The sequence below is a fragment of the Streptomyces albireticuli genome (assembly GCF_002192455.1).
In the GTDB taxonomy this organism is placed as follows: Bacteria; Actinomycetota; Actinomycetes; order Streptomycetales; family Streptomycetaceae; genus Streptomyces; species Streptomyces albireticuli_B.
In genome coordinates, this window is the sequence record NZ_CP021744.1 from 7,676,746 (window position 1) to 7,692,298 (window position 15,553).

Annotated in this window: 17 protein-coding genes; 6 read left to right on the forward strand and 11 right to left on the reverse strand. The window is 73.3% G+C overall.

What is annotated here, in order from left to right; all coding sequences use genetic code 11:
* Window positions 1-16: 16 nt before the first annotated feature.
* The 4 genes from SMD11_RS32650 to SMD11_RS32665 form a co-directional block, all read right to left on the reverse strand.
* Complete coding sequence (locus SMD11_RS32650; protein ID WP_087929866.1) at window positions 17-1,219, reverse strand: beta-ketoacyl-[acyl-carrier-protein] synthase family protein; 1,203 nt, start codon at window positions 1,217-1,219, stop codon at window positions 17-19.
* Window positions 1,216-1,452, reverse strand: coding sequence for an acyl carrier protein (acpP, locus tag SMD11_RS32655; protein WP_087929867.1), 237 nt, complete (start codon window positions 1,450-1,452; stop codon window positions 1,216-1,218). The genes SMD11_RS32650 and acpP overlap by 4 nt, the downstream gene beginning before the upstream one ends.
* A gap of 118 nt (window positions 1,453-1,570) precedes the next feature.
* A complete protein-coding gene (locus SMD11_RS32660; RefSeq protein WP_159395431.1) occupies window positions 1,571-1,966 on the reverse strand; it encodes a hypothetical protein in 396 nt (131 codons plus the stop codon).
* A gap of 151 nt (window positions 1,967-2,117) precedes the next feature.
* Window positions 2,118-2,606 (reverse strand): MarR family winged helix-turn-helix transcriptional regulator, encoded by a 489-nt coding sequence (locus SMD11_RS32665; protein WP_087929869.1) that lies wholly within the window; start codon window positions 2,604-2,606, stop codon window positions 2,118-2,120.
* Between the two features lie 93 nt (window positions 2,607-2,699).
* Between SMD11_RS32665 and SMD11_RS32670 the strand changes: the two genes are divergently transcribed.
* The gene (locus tag SMD11_RS32670; protein WP_087929870.1) at window positions 2,700-3,587 is read left to right on the forward strand and encodes an NmrA/HSCARG family protein; all 888 of its coding nucleotides are present in this window, start codon (window positions 2,700-2,702) and stop codon (window positions 3,585-3,587) included.
* 82 nt (window positions 3,588-3,669) lie between these two features.
* Here the strand turns inward: SMD11_RS32670 and SMD11_RS32675 are convergent, their stop codons facing one another.
* A complete protein-coding gene (locus tag SMD11_RS32675) occupies window positions 3,670-4,506 on the reverse strand; it encodes a dienelactone hydrolase family protein (protein WP_087929871.1) in 837 nt (278 codons plus the stop codon).
* Between the two features lie 99 nt (window positions 4,507-4,605).
* Here SMD11_RS32675 and SMD11_RS32680 point away from each other — a divergent pair, with 99 nt between their 5' ends.
* The 3 genes from SMD11_RS32680 to SMD11_RS32690 all read left to right on the forward strand — a co-directional run bounded on the left by SMD11_RS32680 (window position 4,606) and on the right by SMD11_RS32690 (window position 8,632).
* Complete coding sequence (locus tag SMD11_RS32680; RefSeq protein ID WP_087929872.1) at window positions 4,606-5,577, forward strand: GlxA family transcriptional regulator; 972 nt, start codon at window positions 4,606-4,608, stop codon at window positions 5,575-5,577.
* Between the two features lie 156 nt (window positions 5,578-5,733).
* Complete coding sequence (locus SMD11_RS32685; RefSeq protein ID WP_087929873.1) at window positions 5,734-6,675, forward strand: esterase/lipase family protein; 942 nt, start codon at window positions 5,734-5,736, stop codon at window positions 6,673-6,675.
* 280 nt (window positions 6,676-6,955) lie between these two features.
* Window positions 6,956-8,632: a flavin-containing monooxygenase gene (locus tag SMD11_RS32690; RefSeq protein ID WP_087930877.1), complete on the forward strand. Its 1,677-nt coding sequence runs from the start codon at window positions 6,956-6,958 to the stop codon at window positions 8,630-8,632.
* An 18-nt stretch (window positions 8,633-8,650) separates the two neighbouring features.
* Here the strand turns inward: SMD11_RS32690 and SMD11_RS32695 are convergent, their stop codons facing one another.
* A complete protein-coding gene (locus tag SMD11_RS32695; protein ID WP_087929874.1) occupies window positions 8,651-10,030 on the reverse strand; it encodes a glutamine synthetase family protein in 1,380 nt (459 codons plus the stop codon).
* Window positions 10,031-11,563 (reverse strand): amino acid permease, encoded by a 1,533-nt coding sequence (locus SMD11_RS32700; protein WP_234366282.1) that lies wholly within the window; start codon window positions 11,561-11,563, stop codon window positions 10,031-10,033.
* A 149-nt stretch (window positions 11,564-11,712) separates the two neighbouring features.
* Here SMD11_RS32700 and SMD11_RS32705 point away from each other — a divergent pair, with 149 nt between their 5' ends.
* Entirely contained in the window at window positions 11,713-12,222 is a 510-nt protein-coding gene (locus SMD11_RS32705) for a GNAT family N-acetyltransferase (RefSeq protein WP_087929875.1), read from the forward strand.
* 55 nt (window positions 12,223-12,277) lie between these two features.
* Here SMD11_RS32705 and SMD11_RS32710 read toward each other — a convergent pair whose 3' ends face one another.
* The 3 genes from SMD11_RS32710 to SMD11_RS32720 all read right to left on the reverse strand — a co-directional run bounded on the left by SMD11_RS32710 (window position 12,278) and on the right by SMD11_RS32720 (window position 13,466).
* On the reverse strand, window positions 12,278-12,790 hold the full coding sequence (locus SMD11_RS32710) for a hypothetical protein (protein WP_087929876.1): 513 nt from the start codon (window positions 12,788-12,790) through the stop codon (window positions 12,278-12,280).
* Between the two features lie 44 nt (window positions 12,791-12,834).
* Complete coding sequence (locus SMD11_RS32715; RefSeq protein ID WP_087929877.1) at window positions 12,835-13,191, reverse strand: VOC family protein; 357 nt, start codon at window positions 13,189-13,191, stop codon at window positions 12,835-12,837.
* 89 nt (window positions 13,192-13,280) lie between these two features.
* The gene (locus SMD11_RS32720; protein ID WP_087929878.1) at window positions 13,281-13,466 is read right to left on the reverse strand and encodes a hypothetical protein; all 186 of its coding nucleotides are present in this window, start codon (window positions 13,464-13,466) and stop codon (window positions 13,281-13,283) included.
* Window positions 13,467-13,868: 402 nt separating this feature from the next.
* Between SMD11_RS32720 and SMD11_RS32725 the strand changes: the two genes are divergently transcribed.
* Window positions 13,869-15,047: a multidrug effflux MFS transporter gene (locus tag SMD11_RS32725; RefSeq protein ID WP_234366283.1), complete on the forward strand. Its 1,179-nt coding sequence runs from the start codon at window positions 13,869-13,871 to the stop codon at window positions 15,045-15,047.
* An 18-nt stretch (window positions 15,048-15,065) separates the two neighbouring features.
* On the opposite strand, the gene SMD11_RS32730 is transcribed toward SMD11_RS32725, so the two are convergent.
* On the reverse strand, window positions 15,066-15,551 hold the full coding sequence (locus SMD11_RS32730) for a macro domain-containing protein (RefSeq protein ID WP_087929880.1): 486 nt from the start codon (window positions 15,549-15,551) through the stop codon (window positions 15,066-15,068).
* Window positions 15,552-15,553 lie beyond the last annotated feature (2 nt).

The window sequence follows — 15,553 nt, forward strand, 5'->3', positions numbered from 1 at the left end:
CGCGCTCCCTCCGTCGTCAGGTGATGGGCGGACCCAGCACCAGACAACCGTTGTGGCCGCCGAATCCGAAGGAGTTGGACAGCACCGGGCCCGCCGTCCAGGCGCGCGGCGCGTCCCGCACCAGGTCCAGGGAGCCGCCGAGCCCGGCGTCCTCCGTCGCCAGGCCCGCCACCGGTGGGATCAGCCCGTGCGCCATGGACAGGACCGCGGCGACGGCCTCGATCGCCCCGCTCGCGCCGAAGGCGTGTCCCGTGACCCCCTTGGCGGAGGTGACCGGTGGTCCGTCGGGACCGAACACCGCTGTCAGCGCCCGTGCCTCCGCGAGGTCGCCGTGCCGCGTGCCCGTCCCGTGCGCGCTCACCTGCCCGACGGCGGTGGGCTCCAGCCCGGCGTCGCGCAGGGCGAGGCGCATGCACCGCGCCGCCGCGGAACCGTCCGGGAGCGGCAGGGTGATGTCGTGCGCGTCGGCCGTGCTCGCGTGACCCAGGACCTCCGCGTACACACGGGCCCCGCGCTCCGCCGCGGTCCCGTACGCCTCCAGCAGCAGCACGGCGGCGCCCTCCGCGATGACGAAGCCGTCCCGCCCGGCGTCGAACGGCCGGGTGCGGCCGGCCGACGACAGCGCGCGCATGTTGCGGAAGGCGGCCACGACCGTGTCGCTCAGGGCGGCTTCGGTGCCACCGGTGAGCACGCTGTCGCACACGCCGCCGGCGATCAGCCGCGCCGCCGAGCCGATGGCGTCGGTGCCTGCCGCGCACGCCGTGGTGACGGTCCGGCACGGCCCGCGCCGGGCCAGGCGCTGGGACAGGGCGGCGGCCGCCGCGTTGGGCATGATCATGGGGACCGTGAACGGTGACACCCGCTTGTCGCCCCGCTCGGACCGCACGAGCGCCTGCCGCTCCAGGGTGCCCACTCCGGCGAGCGCGGTGCCCAGGACGACACCCGCGGCGTCCGGCGCCGTACGCGGGTGCCCCGCGTCCGCGACGGCCGATTCCGCCGCGGCCACGGCGAATTGCGTGAAGCGGTCGGTGTGCCGCGCCTCGGCCTGGCCCAGCCACGGCGAGGGATCCCAGTCGGCCACCGCCCGGTGTCCTTCCGGCGGCGGGCCGAGCAGCGCCCGCCACAGGGCGTCGGTGCCCGTGCCCGGGGACAGCACGACTCCCAGGCCGGTCACCACGACCCGGCGCCGTCCCGCCGTCCGCCGCCGATCGGTCCTCACGAGAGCCTGCGCACCAGGTCGCAGGCGTCGCCCACGGTGCGTACCGCTTCCACGTCCGGCTCGGGCACGTCGATGCCGAACGCTTCCTCCAGGGCCATGACGACCTCGACGAGCGTCAGGCTGGTCGCCCCCAGATCCTCGGTGAAGACGGCTTCCCGGACCACTTTCCCGGCCGGTACCTGGAGCACGTCCACCACGCAGGCGGCGACCGCCTCGAACACCTCGTCGGCCATCCCGACCCCCGGCCCGCTCCGCCGATCCGCACCAGCCGTACGGAAGTCGAGTCTATCGGCGGAGCGGCCGCGTGCCAGGGGTCGGGATCACGCCGATCCGGGGCCGTCGCGGCAGGTGTCAGAAGCGGACCTCCTCGCAGGCGCGGCCGCGCGACTCCAGGTGTCCGTTGACGTGCTCCCAGCCTTCGGCGCAGAGCACCGCGCGGTTGGGGAGGTCGCGGTGGACGGGCACGGAGAACTTCTGGTGGTAGCCCCAGAACTGCGTCGCGCTGTTGCGGTCGATGCCGCCGCCCCAGATGTGGAAGTGCCCGGTGAAGTCGCCGTTCCAGGTGGTCGACGCGGACACCGTCTCGACGCGCAGCCCGCTGCCCTCGACGGAGATGCACGTGCGGTGGTTGCACCCGTTCGCACCGGCGGACGCCGTCGGCGTCGCGCCGACGGTGACCACCCCGACGCAGACCGCGCTCACGGCCGTACGCAGCAGCCAACGCACCTTCGCACCCACAGAGTTCATGCCGCTCCCTCTCGAATTGGATCACTCTCGCCGGGTGATCTTGGCAGCGGTGGCCGGTGCGCAGGGCGTACGGCCGGGGTCGGTCACCCCTACGGGCGACCGGTCCGGCCGCCGGGTGACGTGGAGCCGTGGCCGCGCGCCGGGTTCGTCCTCATTCCGGCTTCGGCCGGGACCGCAGGAGTCGCATCTGGGCGTGGCTGAGGTCGTGCGCCTGACGCATGTGGCGGGTGATGACTTCGAGTTCGTCCTCGGTGTGGCTGTCGAGGAGGGCCTGCCAGCCCTGGCCGAGGTCGTCCCACACGGCGGTGACCCGGGCGATGCGCTCGGGCACCGGGGTGACGAGCACCCGGCGGCGGTCGCGCCGGTCGGGCGTGCGGGTGACGTAGCCCCCTCGTTCGAGCCGGTCGACGAGCCGGGTGGCCGAGCCCGTGGTCAGGCCCGTCATGTCGGCGAGCTGCCGGACGGTGAGCGGCTCGGCTCCGGCCGTCAGCAGGCTCAGGGCCTGTACGTCCGTCGGGTGCAGTCCGAGGTGATCGGCGACGGCCTGGTTGAACAGTACGTACGCCGCCAGGTGGCGGCGGGACTCCTTCGCCAGCTCCTCGTGGAGCCGGGCCCGGCGCGGGTCTGTCACGTGGATCACACTCCCAATCGCTGCGCGGCGCAGCGAAATCTCCTAGTCTTCTGTGTGACGCATTAACTGCGTCACGCAGTCATTCTATCCCTTGGGAGAACCATGCTCACCGTCACCGTCGCCGTCACCGGGGCCACCGGAGCCCAGGGCGGGGCCACCGCCCGCGCCCTGCTCGCCGCCGGCCACCGGGTGCGCGCCCTCACGCGCCGTCCAAAATCCCCCGCCGCCGACGCCCTGCGCCGCCTCGGGGCCGACGTGCGCCACGCCGACCTCGACGACGCCCCCTCGCTCCGTGCCGCCCTCACCGGCGCGGACTCGCTCTTCGCCGTCACCACCCCGTTCGGCACCGACACCGCCACCGAGACCCGGCAGGGCAGGACCCTCGTCGACGCCGCGGCGGCCGCCCGCCTCGGGCACGTCGTGTTCACCTCCGCCGCCCACGCCGACCGCGGCACCGGTATCCCGCACTACGAGAGCAAGCACCTGATCGAGCGGCACCTGCGCGAGGCCGGCGTGCCCTGGACGGTGATCGCTCCGGCGGCCTTCATGGACAACTACGCGGGCGGCTGGACCCTCGACGGGCTGCGCGACGGCACCTTCGCCTGGCCCATGCCCGCCCACCTGCCGCTCACCCTCATACCCGCCGCCGACATCGGCGCCTTCGCCGCCCTGGTCCTCCTGCGCCGCGACGAGTTCACCGGCCGGCGCATCGACATCGCCTCCGACACACTCACCCCTGGCCGGATCGCGGAGACCCTCACGGCGGCCCTCGGCCGTCCGGTCGCCCACCAGGAGGTGCCTCTGGAGCAGGTGCAGAACTGGTCCACCGACCTGGCGGCCATGTTCGCGTACTTCACCACCCACGGCCTCGACGTCGACGTCGCCGGACTGCGCCGCGACTACCCCGAGGTCGGCTGGCACACCTTCGCCGACTGGGCCGCCGGCCAGGACTGGGACGCGCTGTCGGCCACCGCGCCGGCCCATCGGTGACCCGCCGCCCTCGGCCGGCCCCCTGGCCGCCCCGGGCGTCGGCGTGCTCGATCACGACGCCGCCGCCGGGGCGCGGCGGCCGTCAGCCCGCCGGGCGTGCGGAGCGGATCAAGCGGTCCGTCAGGAAGGCGAGGATCTCGTCCCTGGCCTTCCGCGTGGGGTGCCCCTCCTCGTCGACGAAGTGGGCGGTGACGACGCTGTGCGGGGACGCCACCACGTCACGGAAGAACGGCGGCGGCGCGGGGTTGGCGGAACTCCCCGGGAGGACACGGCCGTCGAAGGCGTCGCCGAGGAGCGCCCGGTAGGCGGCGAAGCGCCGGCCGGTGCACCAGCGGTCGTCGTCGAAGCGGTAGGCGAGGACCTTCAGCCCGTCGCGCGTGACGCGGTCCCGGACCGCGCGCGCGTCCTCGTCGCCGAGCTCGATCGCGGTGTCGTCGTCCAGCGGCAGCGACGGATGGTTGACCACCGGGGCGATGACGGCGGGTTCGACCGCCATGGTCAGCGCGAAGTTGCCGGTGAAGCACAGCCCGATCGCGCCGACTCCCGGACCGCCGCATGCGGCGTGCGCCCGGCGCGCGAGCCCGCGCAGCCAGGCGGTGACGGGGCTGGTGCCACCCCCGGCGAACGCGCGGAACTCCGCGCTGACGCACGCGCGGCGGACGACCTCCTTCCCGCCCTCGGCCGTGGGCCAGGCGCCGTCGGACCCGAACAGCGAGGGGACGTGGACGGTGAAGCCCGCGTCCCGCACCCACCGCGCCAGGCGGAGGACGTCAGGACTGATGCCGGGCATCTCCGGCATCAGTACGACGGCCGGCCCGGAACCCGCGACGTACACCGTCTTCGCCACCCCGTCCACCTCCACGAGCCGGCGGGAGAAATCCGTGATCGCGTCGTCGGAACACCTGCTGTCAGCACTCATGGGTGACAGCGTGAACCGGTGTGCCGCACAAGGGGACGGGCCGGATCGCCACGTGCAAGGGTAATCTCGCCATGGGGAGTTGACGGTGAGGAGGCGAGCGTGAGCGCGCTGCGGGTCGGTGTCCTGGCCTATCCGGGCTGCTTCGCGTCCGAGGTGTACGGGATACCCGACCTCCTGACGATGGCCACGCACGTCGCCGGCCCGGAGCACGCCGGATACGAGGTGTCGGTCGTCTCGCCCCGCCTCCGCGTCACCGCCTCCGGCGGCGCGGCGATCGCCGTCGCCCCGCTGCGCGAGGTCGACGTCCTCGTCGTGCCGGGGTTCGAGCTCCTGCCGGGACTCGACATGGACGAGAAACTCGCGCACCTCGCCCCGGAGATCGCGGCGATCCGCGCGCACGCCGCCGCGGGCACGGCGGTCGTCTCCCTCTGCGTCGGCGCGTTCCTGCTCGCCGGAGCGGGGCTCCTCGACCGCCGCCGGGCCACGACGTCATGGCTCTTCGCGGACGAACTGGCCCGGCGCTGCCCCGAGGCGGACGTCCGGCCCGAGTGCCTGGTCGTCACCGACCGGGGGGTGACGACGACGGCGGCCTTCAGCGCCATGTACGACTTCGCGCTGGAACTGATCCGCCGGCACAGCGGGGCCGGCGTGGCGAGGACGACCGCGCGGGTGGCGCTCGTCGACGACGCGCGCTCGTCCCAGGCTCCGTACGTCGACGCGCGGCTTCTCCCGCAACCGGGGAACGAGTTCTCCCGCAGGGTCATGCGGCGCCTCGACCAGAACCTCGCCGCCCGGTACGACCTCGCCGCGCTGTCGGACACCTTCAACGTCAGCACACGGACGCTGCTGCGCCGCTTCGCGGACGAGACGGGCCGCAGTCCGCTCGAATACCTCCAGTCCTCGCGCGTGCGGCGCGCCCGTCACCTCCTGGAGACCACGGACCGGACCGTCGCCAGCATCTCCACGGCGGTCGGGTACCGGGACTCCGGGACCTTCGCCGCCCTCTTCGCCAAGCACACCGGACGGCGGCCGAGGGACTACCGCGCGAGCTTCCGGCGCGGCGCCGGCTGACGGAGCCGGGGCGAGGGCCCGGGTGCCGCCGGTCGGCCGCGCCGTCTCGCACCGGCGTCCGGGCCGTCCCTCCCGCAGGTGAAATGCCCGTGACGGCCGTTCGGTCCCGGTGGTCCGTGGTGACACATAGCCCTTGTGCGGACGAAGAGGCGTGACATGAGGGTGGCTCGTCTGATCCGGCTGGCGGCGGCCGGGCTGCTGAGCGTGGCGGCGGCCTTCGTCCCGGCACCCGCCGGAGCGCGGGCGCCGGGGCCACCTCCGACCGGCCCGGTGCAGAACAACTGGGCCTCCGCCATGCTGTACTCGGTGGCCCACCCACAGGCGTACCCGAGAGGCGTCAACGAGCCCGGCTGCCGGCCGGACCCGGCGCACCCTCGGCCGGTGGTCCTGGTGAACGGCACCCTGGAGAACGTCTACGCGACCTGGTCACGGCTCGCACCGCAACTGCGGAGCGACGGCTTCTGCGTCTTCGGCTTCCACTACGGCGGCCAGGAGGGAAGCCCGTTCCAGCAGCTCGGGCCCATGCGCGCATCGGGCCGGCAGCTCGCCGCCTTCGTGGACCGGGTGCGCGCGGCGACCGGGGCGGCGCGCGTGGACCTCGTCGGTCACTCCCAGGGCGGCCTGCTGCCGTTGTACTACATCAACCGCCTGGACGGCCGCACCAAGGTCGGGCGCATGGTCGGCATCGAGCCGGTCAGCCGCGGTGTGCGCCTGCACGGAGTGCTCACCGTCATGGCCCGTACGCCCGGACTCTCCCAGGTCGAAGGCCTGGTCTGCGCGGCGTGCGCGGACTTCACGGCCGGATCGCCCTTCATGCGGGAGGCCGCCGAGGGCGGCCACACCCGGCCCGGCGTCGAGTACACCACGATCATCTCCCGCGCCGACGGCCTGGTCACCGTGGCCGAGGCCCAGCTTCCACCGGCCCGTAACGTCACCAACATCGTGACCCAGGACGTGTGCCCCACCGACCTCGTGGACCACGCGAACGCCGTCTACGACGACATCACCCTGCGCCTGGTCCGCGACGCCCTCGACCCGGCCGGCTCCCGGCCACCCCGCTGCCACGTCACACTGCCCCTGCTGCCTCCCCAGCCGTGAGGGCGAGGACCTCCGCGACCAGGAGCACCGGCCCCACCTGACCCCGCGTCGGTAAGAATCCGGTAAGAAGCGGCTCCCCTCGTCACCCGGCCGACGGGTCTTCTCAACAGGCCGGACGTGAACCAGGATGTCCTGCTACGGGAAGCGCGCGAAGGAGCCGGTCAACGGCACCGGCGGTCTCGCCGGACGGACCCGTATGGCGTCGCGCGCCGGAGACCGCCCGGCACCGGTGCGCGCCCGCCCGTACCACCCGGCGAGAGACACCTGTCAGGAGAACGGCATGCACACCGACCCCCAGCCTCCCTCACCTTCCGCCCCCGGCGCCCCGCAGCTCGACGCCGTCGTCGTCGGGGCCGGCTTCTCCGGCCTCTACCAGCTGCACCGGCTGCGCGAACTGGGTCTGCGCACCCGCGTCTTCGAAGCGTGCGAGGACATCGGCGGGACCTGGTACCGCAACCGCTACCCCGGCGCCCGCTGCGACGTCGAGAGCACGTCCTACTCGTACTCCTTCTCGCCCGAACTGGACCAGGAATGGGAGTGGAGCGAACGCTACGCGACGCAGCCGGAGATCCTCCGCTACCTCCACCACGTCGCCGACCGCTTCGACCTGCACAAGGACGTCACCCTGCGCACCCGCGTGACCCGGGCGGTGTACGACGAGGGCGCCCACGTCTGGCAGGTGACCACCGACACCGGTGAGACGGTCACCACCCGGTTCGTCGTGCTGGCCACGGGCTGCATGTCGGCCGTCAAGGAACCGGACATACCCGGCGCCGGTACCTTCGCCGGCCAGGCCCTGCACACCGCCGACTGGCCGCACGAGGGCGTCGACGTCACCGGTAGACGGGTCGCCGTGATCGGCACCGGCTGCTCCGGCGTCCAGGTCATCCCGCTGCTGGCCGAGCGGGCCGCCGGGCTCACGGTCTTCCAGCGCACACCGGTCTACGCGCTGCCGGCCCTGAACCGGCCGCTGACCGCGGCGGAGAACGCCGAGTTCAAGGCCCGCTACCCGGAGTTCCGCGCCGCCCAGCGGAAGTCCCGGGGCGGCACCGTCTTCGAGCCGCCCACGTGCTCCGCCCTGGAGGTCGACGAGGCGGAGCGCACGGCCACCTATGAAGCGGGCTGGGAATCCGGCCTGCTCAGCGGCCTCCTGCGCACGTACACCGACCTCCTCGCCGACCGGGACGCCAACGAGACCGTCTCCGAGTTCGTCCGCTCCAAGATCCGGTCGATCGTCACCGACCCGGAGACGGCCGAGACGCTCTCGCCGCGCACCTTCCCCTTCGGCACCAAACGGCCCTGCCTGGACACCGACTACTACGCCACCTACAACAAGCCGCACGTGAACGTCGTGGACCTCACCAGGACCCCGATCGTCGAAATCACGCCGAAGGGCGTCACGACCTCGGACGGGGAACACCCCGTCGACGTCATCGTCTTCGCCACCGGCTTCGACGCCATGACCGGCTCCCAGGTCGCCGTGGACATCGTCGGCAAGGGCGGCACCACCCTCAAGGAGAAGTGGGCCGACGGCCCCCGGAACCACCTGGGCCTGCTCTCGGCCGGCTTCCCGAACCTCTTCACCGTCATCGGACCCCTCAGCCCGTCGGTGCTCAGCAACGCGGTGGTGTCCATCGAACAGCACGTGGAGTGGATCACCGACTGCATCGCCCACCTGTGGCGGAACGGCATCACCGAGATCGACACCACCCCGGACGCCGAGGAGGACTGGTGCGCCCAGGTCGCCGACCTCGCCTCCCGCACCCTCTACCCGGACGTGGCCTCCTGGTACACGGGGGCGAACGTACCGGGCAAGCCCCGGGTGTTCCTCGCCTACACGGGGGGCCTGGACCGGTACCGGGCGGAGTGCGACGCCGCCGCGCGCGACGGATACCGCGGTTTCGTCCTGTCCGGGACGCCGGCCGGTCCGCGCCCCGCCGTGGCGGACGCCCGCTGATCCGGCGGTTCCCTTCGCCTAGGCGCGGGTGAAGCCGCGGCGTCGTTCGGCGTCGGTGACTTCGTAGCGGTACGCGTCGAGTTCGGTGCGGGCGGTGTGGCGGTAGTGTCGGGCCACCTCGGGGGTGAGGGCCTCGTCGGCGAGAGGGTCGTCGAAGGCGAGGAGCGCTTCGTGGAGGCCGGCCGGGACCGCGGCGGCGTCCGCGCCGGCACGGTAGGCGTTACCGGTGAGGGCGGCCGGGGGCGTGAGGGAGCCGCGGATGCCGTGCAGAGCCGCGGCCAGGGCCGCGGCGAGGGCGAGATAGGGGTTGGCGTCCGCGCCCGGCAGGCGGATCTCCAGGTGCAGCCCCCGGCCGTGGCCGGTCACGCGGACGGCGCAGGTGCGGTTGTCACGGCCCCAGGTGAAGTGGGTGGGGGCGAAGGAACCGGGCTTGAACCGCCGGTAGGAGTTGACGGTGGGGGCGTAGAGAGGCGCGAGGTGGGGGAGGGCCGCGAGGAGACCGGCGACGGCCTGCTCCCCGGTGCGCGACAGGCCCCCTTCGTCGTCGACGAGTACGGGGCGGGCCTCGTCCCACAGGGAGAGATGCAGGTGGAGGCCGCTGGCCAGCCCCGTGGCCGGCGCCGCCATGAACGTCGCCGCCAGACCGGCCCCGTCGGCGAGGGCGCGAGCGGCGTGCTTGAGGACGAGGTGGCCGTCGCACGCGGCGAGCGGGTCGCCGTAGGGGAAGGTCACCTCGACCTGGCCGGGCGCCCCTTCGGTCTTCACGGCCTCGACGGGCAGCCCGGCTTCGCGCAGCCGGCCCGCGAGCGTGTGCAGGTACCGGATCAGCTCGGGCGGGTGGTCGAGCGCGTAGTCCAGGTTGTGCGCGCAGACCGGGACGAGGCCGTGTCCGGTGCCGTCGCCGGGCACGGGCGTCCGGTAGAGGAAGAACTCGGCTTCGAGCCCGGCCCTGGCGCTCAGACCGAGGGCGGCGAGCTCGTCGAGCCGGCGGCGCAGCACCTGCCGGGGCGAGACCTCCACGGGGAGGCCGGTCATGCGGTGGGCGTCGGCCAGGACGAGCGCGGTCCGCGGGAGCCAGGGCAGCAGGCGGGCCGTGCCCGGGTCGGGTACGAGCCGCAGGTCGCCGTAGCCGTCGTCCCAGGAGGTGAGGGCGTAGCCGGGGACGGGCCGCATGTCGACGTCGGTGGCCAGGACGTAGGCGCAGGCCTCGGCGCCGTGGTCGGCGACCTGCCGGAGGTAGTGGTGGGCGTCGTGGAGCTTGCCCTTGAGCCGGCCCTGGAGGTCGGGGAGCGCGAGCAGGACGGTCTCCACGTCTCCGGAGGCGATCATCCCGGCGAGCCGCTCCGGGGTGAGGACGCCCGCGGGGGCCGGGGAACCGGGGTGGGATATGGCGGGCATTTACGCGATGTCCTTCGCGACGGCGTCCGTGGGGGCGCTGCTGACGGGGGCGGGGGTGCCGTACGAGCGGCGGCCGGCGGCGGCCCACCACGCGGCGGCCAGGCCCAGGGCCACGAGCAGGGCCACGGGCGCGTAGTTGAAGGTCCTGGGCGTGACGGGGTAGCTCTGCGGAAGACAGAACAGGACCGTGACCACGGCCACCCAGCCGACGGCGGCCCGGCCCACCACCCGGCTCCACGCGCCCAGATGCCACGGTCCCGGCGTGAACCGCGAACCGGCGCGCAGGCGCAGGAGCACGGGAATGGCGTACGCCGGGGTGATGCCGATGACATTGATGGCGGTGACCGCGCCGTACGCGGTGGGGGAGTACAGGGACGGCAGGGCCAGGACGCCCGCGGCCGCGACCGAGAGCCACACGGCGGCCCGGGGGGTGCCGGTGCCGGCGTGGACCCGGCGCCAGAGCCGGGAGCCCGGCAGGGCGCCGTCGCGGGAGAAGGCGAACACCATCCGGGAGGTGGCCGCGACCTCGGCGTTGCCGCAGAAGAGCTGGGCACCGATCACGATCAGCAGCAGCGCCTTCGCCCCGGAGGCGCCCAGCGCGTCGAGGAAGATCTGCGCCGGTGGCACGCCGGTCGGACTGGCCTGCGTCCCGGCGTAGTCCTGGATCGCGAAGGTCAGCCCGACCAGCAGGATCAGGCCGGCCAGCCACGACCACCGGATCGCCCGCACGATGCCGCGCGCGGCCGCCACGGCCGCCCCCGGCGTCTCCTCCGACAGATGGGCGGAGGCGTCGTATCCGGAGAAGGTGTACTGGGCGAGGAGCAGGCCGAGGGCGGCCACGTACCAAGGGCTCGACCAGCCGGTGTCGTTGGCGAAGTGGCCGAAGACGAAACCGGCGGTCCGGTGGTGGGCGGGGACGACGGCCAGGACCACGACGATGACGCCGACGCCTGTCAGGTGCCACCACACGCTGACGCTGTTGAGCCGGCTGACCAGCCGCACTCCGAACAGGTTGAGGACGGCGTGCAGGAGCAGAATGCCGGCGAAGATCACCATGACCGACCCCGGGGTGGGGGCGAAGCCCCACTGGAGATTGAGGAAGGCGCCGGTGAACAGGGCGGCCCCGTAGTCGATGCCGGCGATCGCCCCGAGTAACCCCAGGAGGTTGAGCCAGCCGGTGTACCAGCCCCAGCGGCGGCCGCCGAGCCGGTCGGCCATGAAGTACAGGGCCCCGGAGGTCGGGTAGGCGGAGGTGACCTCGGCGAGGGCCCCGCCGACGAGCATCACCATCAGGCCGACGCCGGCCCAGCCCCAGATCATCACGGCCGGTCCGCCGGTGGACAGCCCGAACCCGTACAGCGTCATGCAGCCGGACAGCACCGAGATCACGCTGAAGCTGATGGCGAAGTTGCCGCGGGGACTCATCCGCCGCGACAGCACGGGCCGGTAGCCGAGCCGCCGCAGGTGGGCGTCGTCGTCGGGGCATGCCCCCTGGCCGGGATCGGGGCGGCCGCGACGGAGAGGCGAGGACACAGCGGTACCTCCAGGAACGGGGAAGAGGGAAAAGGAACATGCCCCACCGGAGGCGAGCGGGGGAAGAGGGCCTGCGCGGCACGCCCCGGATCCGAGGGCGCCGGCGGATCTCGGTTGCCGCTCCCGGCCTCGTGGGACAGCCTTCTCGCATGATCGAATTGCGGATGCTGACAGCGGACGACTGGCCCGAGTGGCGCGCGCTGAGGCTCGCGGCGCTCGCCGAGGCCCCGTACGCCTTCGGGTCCACGCTCGCGGAATGGCAGGGCGACGGTGACCGGGAGGAACGGTGGCGGGCCCGGCTGGGCATCGCGGGCTCGTGCAACTTCCTTGCCCTGCTCGACGGAAGGCCGGCCGGGATGGCGAGTGGCGTCCCGGGTCCGCGGGACGACGTCGCCGAGCTGATCTCCATGTGGGTCGGCGAGCGGGCACGGGGGCGAGGCGTGGGGGACGCGCTGATCCGCGGCGTGGAGCGGTGGGCCGTGCGGGAGCGGGCGGCGGTCCTCGAACTCGCGGTCAGGCCCGGCAACGCGCACGCGATCGCGCTGTACCGTCGGCACGGCTTCGAGGTCACCGGCCGGCTCGGGGATGTGCTGCCTGACGGGCAGCGGGAACACGTCATGGCGAAGCCGCTGCCCTTGGCGGCGGTGCGTGGGGAGTAGCGCCCGGAGGGGCGACGACCGGCCCCCCGCGCCCGCCGGTCGTGGGCACGGCGGCTCACTTCATGAGTGATCCCCGCATACGGTCCAGTCCGCGCAGCACCTCGTCACGGTTCTTCGCCTGCTTGATCCAGGCGGGGAGGCGGCCGATGATCCCCATCTTGCGCCACGGCTCGCACCAGGTGTCGTGTTCGCGCAGCGTCGCCCGCACGTACCGCCGCAACAGGTCGAGGTGTTCGGGGTTGTACGCCCAGAGGCGGCCGTGCCGCGTGTCCGTCTGGAGCCAGAGCGGTACGTGGAAGTAGGGGTCGCGCATGACCGCCGTGCCGCCCCAGTGGAACGCGGTCCGGTCGCCCTGCCTCCGCTGCCGTGACAGTCCGCAGTGACGGCACACGAGCCGCCGCGACGCGTACGGGCCGGACGGGGTGTCCTCCGCGTCACCGGTGGCCGTGACGACCTGGGCCTGCCGCTCGCACCTGGGGCAGCGCACGAGCACGCTTCCGGCCGTGGCGAAGTGGTGCTTCCCGTGTCCGGGGTCCCGGAAACGGCTGGGGGAGGAGGGCGCGGGCATCGCCCCATTATGCGGTCCGGGGTGGAGCGTTGCCCCGGGAGGCGTCAGAGGGCGAGCGCCGTGGGGTGCCGTGGCTCGTAGAGGGGGAGTTCGGCGCCGCTCGGGAGGCGGATCGCCGCGAGCACGCCCCATCCCTGGTCGGTGGGCGGCCGGGTGATCTCGACGCCCCGCGCGTCGAGGTCGCCGAGCAGGGAGGCGATGTCGTCGCACATCAGATACAGCTCGTGCTTGGGCACGCTCTCGGTCGGGTGCACGGCCACTTCCGCGGGCGGCAGCCTGAAGACGAGCCAGCCGCCTCCGGCGTCGACGGCCGGGAAGCCGAGGACGTCACGGAGGAAGGCCCTGTCGGCCTCGGCGTCCTGGGTGAAGAAGATGATGTGCGCTCCGCTGATGCCGCCCATGTCGCGGTTCCCCTCGCCGTTCTCGTCGGGGTCGCTCTCCCACCGTCACGCCGTCCGTGCGGATGCCACGCCGGGAGGAGTTCCCACCCTCACTGAGGGCCGTCGGTGTCGTCCTGGTCGCCGTAGGAACCGCCCTCGTCCGTCTGCCGGCCGCGTTGCCGTTCCTGGCGATGCTGGCGTTCCTGGCGCTCCTGCTCCCGGGCGGCGAGCGTCTCCTCCGTCATGTCCTCCGTGTAGCCCTGATCCCCGCGCGGGTCGCGTTCCCTGCCGCCCATATCCACTCACTCCTCGCAGAATTGGTCAGTCCTGGGTAGTCTCGCCCAGATCGCGAGGACAGGCCGGTTAATGGTGGGTCGTTCGGGTCCGTCCGCCGCCGGACCTGGCCGGACGGGCGGTGGCGTACGCCTCGACCCCGGCCTGGAGCGGCTCGGCGCCGGCGGTTCCGGCTAGTTGAACCGTAAATTGACGTGTGTGCACCTTTTGCCTTAGGTCTAGCGGAGTGCGACCTTCCGGTCCTTCGGCCGACGCGGCGCACGGGCCCGGCTGCCTACGGTCGTCACCTGCGACAGCACGGCACGACGCCCGAGGACGGCACCGCCCGTCCCGCATGCCCAGGCCGCCAAGGACAGGGCGCCGCGGCTGCCGCTCCACACGCCCGGTTCGTACGGAGTTCTTGGATGCCTGTGATGACAGCAGCCCTGGTGCTGCTCGCGTTCGTGATGCCGCTGGCCACGGACATGTACCTGCCCGCCTTCCCGCAGATGACGGGCGATCTGCACACCGACGCCTCAGGCGTCCAGCTCACCCTGACCGCCTTCCTCATAGGAATGGGCCTGGGGCAGCTCGTCCTCGGCCCGCTCTCCGATCGCTTCGGGCGCCGCGCTCCCATCCTCATCGGTGGCCTCGCCTGCGTCGTGGCCACCGCCTTCTGCGCGCTGGCCCCCTCCCTCGGCTGGCTGGTCGTCCTGCGCTTCCTCCAAGGGTTCAGCGGTGCCGCGGGCGTGGTCGTCGGCCGCGCCGTGATCTCCGATGTGGCCAAGGGGGACAAGGCCGCCAAGCTGCTCGGGGTCCTGATGACCCTCATGGGCATCGCCCCGGTCGTCGCGCCCGTCGTGGGCGGCGCCGTGATCGAGGCCGGCGACTGGCGCGACGTCTTCTGGGTCCTGTCGGCCGCGTCGCTCCTGGCCCTGGTGGCCGCGGCCTTCGCCGTACCCGAGAGCCTGCCGCCCGAGCGGCGCCACCGCGGCGGCATCGCGGCCACCGCGCGCACCGCGCGCGAGGTCCTGGGCAACCGCCCCTACCTCGGCTACACCCTCTGCTTCGGCATGGCCCTGGCCGTCCTCTTCTGCTACCTCGGCGGCGCCTCCTTCCTCTTCCAGAACCTCCTCGGCCTGAGCGTCGGCCGGACCTCGGCGGCCTTCGCCTCCGTCGGCATCGTCAGCGTCCTGGCCGGTGTCGCCGTCACCAGACTCGTCGGCCGCTTCAGCCCCAGGTCACTGCTGCGCGCCGGCCTGGTCACGATGCCGGTCTGCTCCGCCGCCCTGTGCGCGCTGGCCCTGGCCGGCCGGCTGAACCTGGTCGTGGTCCTGGTCCTGCTCTACGCCGCCTTCGCCGGCATCAGCCTGGCCAGCATCAACGCGGCCGCGCTCGCGCTGGAACGCGTCCCCGAGGCCGCCGGCACCGGCTCCGCCGTCCTCGGCACCGCCCAGAGCCTGCTCAGCGCGGTGGCCGCCCCGCTGGTCGGCGTCGGGGGCGCGCACACGGCCGTCCCGATGTTCGCGGGCATGACCGTCGCCGCCCTGCTCGCCCTGGGCGCCCTGCGCCTGACCGGCACCGCCTCCCGAAGCGCGCGCTAGCCGCCCCGGCGCGACCGACTACGCGCGGTCGTAGACGGCGGTCGGTATCCCGCGCCGGGTGAGGTGCCGGGTGACGAGCGGTTCGACGCTGTCCCAGTGGCCGCCGGCGAGCCCGCAGCCGATGCGGGGCATGTGGACCGAGGCGCCGAGGACCGCCGCCCGTGCTCCGAGGGCGTCCAACGCGGTGCCGATCGCCTCGTACCGCACGGGCGCCGTGCCGCCTCCGGCGCGGGTACGGATCCCGTGCTGCCCCACGATGTTGGCCACCCACAGGTCATCCTCGACCTCGACGAGCCGCACCTGACCGAGGGCGAAGCCGCTGGTGGCGCGTTCGCGGTACCAGCGGCGGTAGGAGGCCTCGGGCTCCGGCCACCGCTGGGACAGCGCCAGGACGAATCCCGCTCCCCAGCCGCCGACGTCGTTGCAGACATGGGCGATGATCTTGCGGCCCGTCCCCTGCGGCCGGGTCGCGTCACCGTGCACGTATTCGATCTTCAGGTCCATGT

What these genes read in the sequence shown, in the direction of transcription:
- SMD11_RS32695 (WP_087929874.1), bottom strand. Translation starts at nt 10,030, where the DNA reads ATGCCCGCCATATCCCACCCCGGTTCCCCGGCCCCCGCGGGCGTCCTC.
- SMD11_RS32685 (WP_087929873.1), top strand. Translation starts at nt 5,734, where the DNA reads ATGAGGGTGGCTCGTCTGATCCGGCTGGCGGCGGCCGGGCTGCTGAGC.
- SMD11_RS32730 (WP_087929880.1), bottom strand. Translation starts at nt 15,551, where the DNA reads ATGGACCTGAAGATCGAATACGTGCACGGTGACGCGACCCGGCCGCAG.
- SMD11_RS32720 (WP_087929878.1), bottom strand. Translation starts at nt 13,466, where the DNA reads ATGGGCGGCAGGGAACGCGACCCGCGCGGGGATCAGGGCTACACGGAG.
- SMD11_RS32715 (WP_087929877.1), bottom strand. Translation starts at nt 13,191, where the DNA reads ATGGGCGGCATCAGCGGAGCGCACATCATCTTCTTCACCCAGGACGCC.
- acpP (WP_087929867.1), bottom strand. Translation starts at nt 1,452, where the DNA reads ATGGCCGACGAGGTGTTCGAGGCGGTCGCCGCCTGCGTGGTGGACGTG.
- SMD11_RS32690 (WP_087930877.1), top strand. Translation starts at nt 6,956, where the DNA reads ATGCACACCGACCCCCAGCCTCCCTCACCTTCCGCCCCCGGCGCCCCG.
- SMD11_RS32675 (WP_087929871.1), bottom strand. Translation starts at nt 4,506, where the DNA reads ATGAGTGCTGACAGCAGGTGTTCCGACGACGCGATCACGGATTTCTCC.
- SMD11_RS32710 (WP_087929876.1), bottom strand. Translation starts at nt 12,790, where the DNA reads ATGCCCGCGCCCTCCTCCCCCAGCCGTTTCCGGGACCCCGGACACGGG.
- SMD11_RS32705 (WP_087929875.1), top strand. Translation starts at nt 11,713, where the DNA reads ATGATCGAATTGCGGATGCTGACAGCGGACGACTGGCCCGAGTGGCGC.
- SMD11_RS32670 (WP_087929870.1), top strand. Translation starts at nt 2,700, where the DNA reads ATGCTCACCGTCACCGTCGCCGTCACCGGGGCCACCGGAGCCCAGGGC.
- SMD11_RS32660 (WP_159395431.1), bottom strand. Translation starts at nt 1,966, where the DNA reads ATGAACTCTGTGGGTGCGAAGGTGCGTTGGCTGCTGCGTACGGCCGTG.
- SMD11_RS32725 (WP_234366283.1), top strand. Translation starts at nt 13,869, where the DNA reads ATGCCTGTGATGACAGCAGCCCTGGTGCTGCTCGCGTTCGTGATGCCG.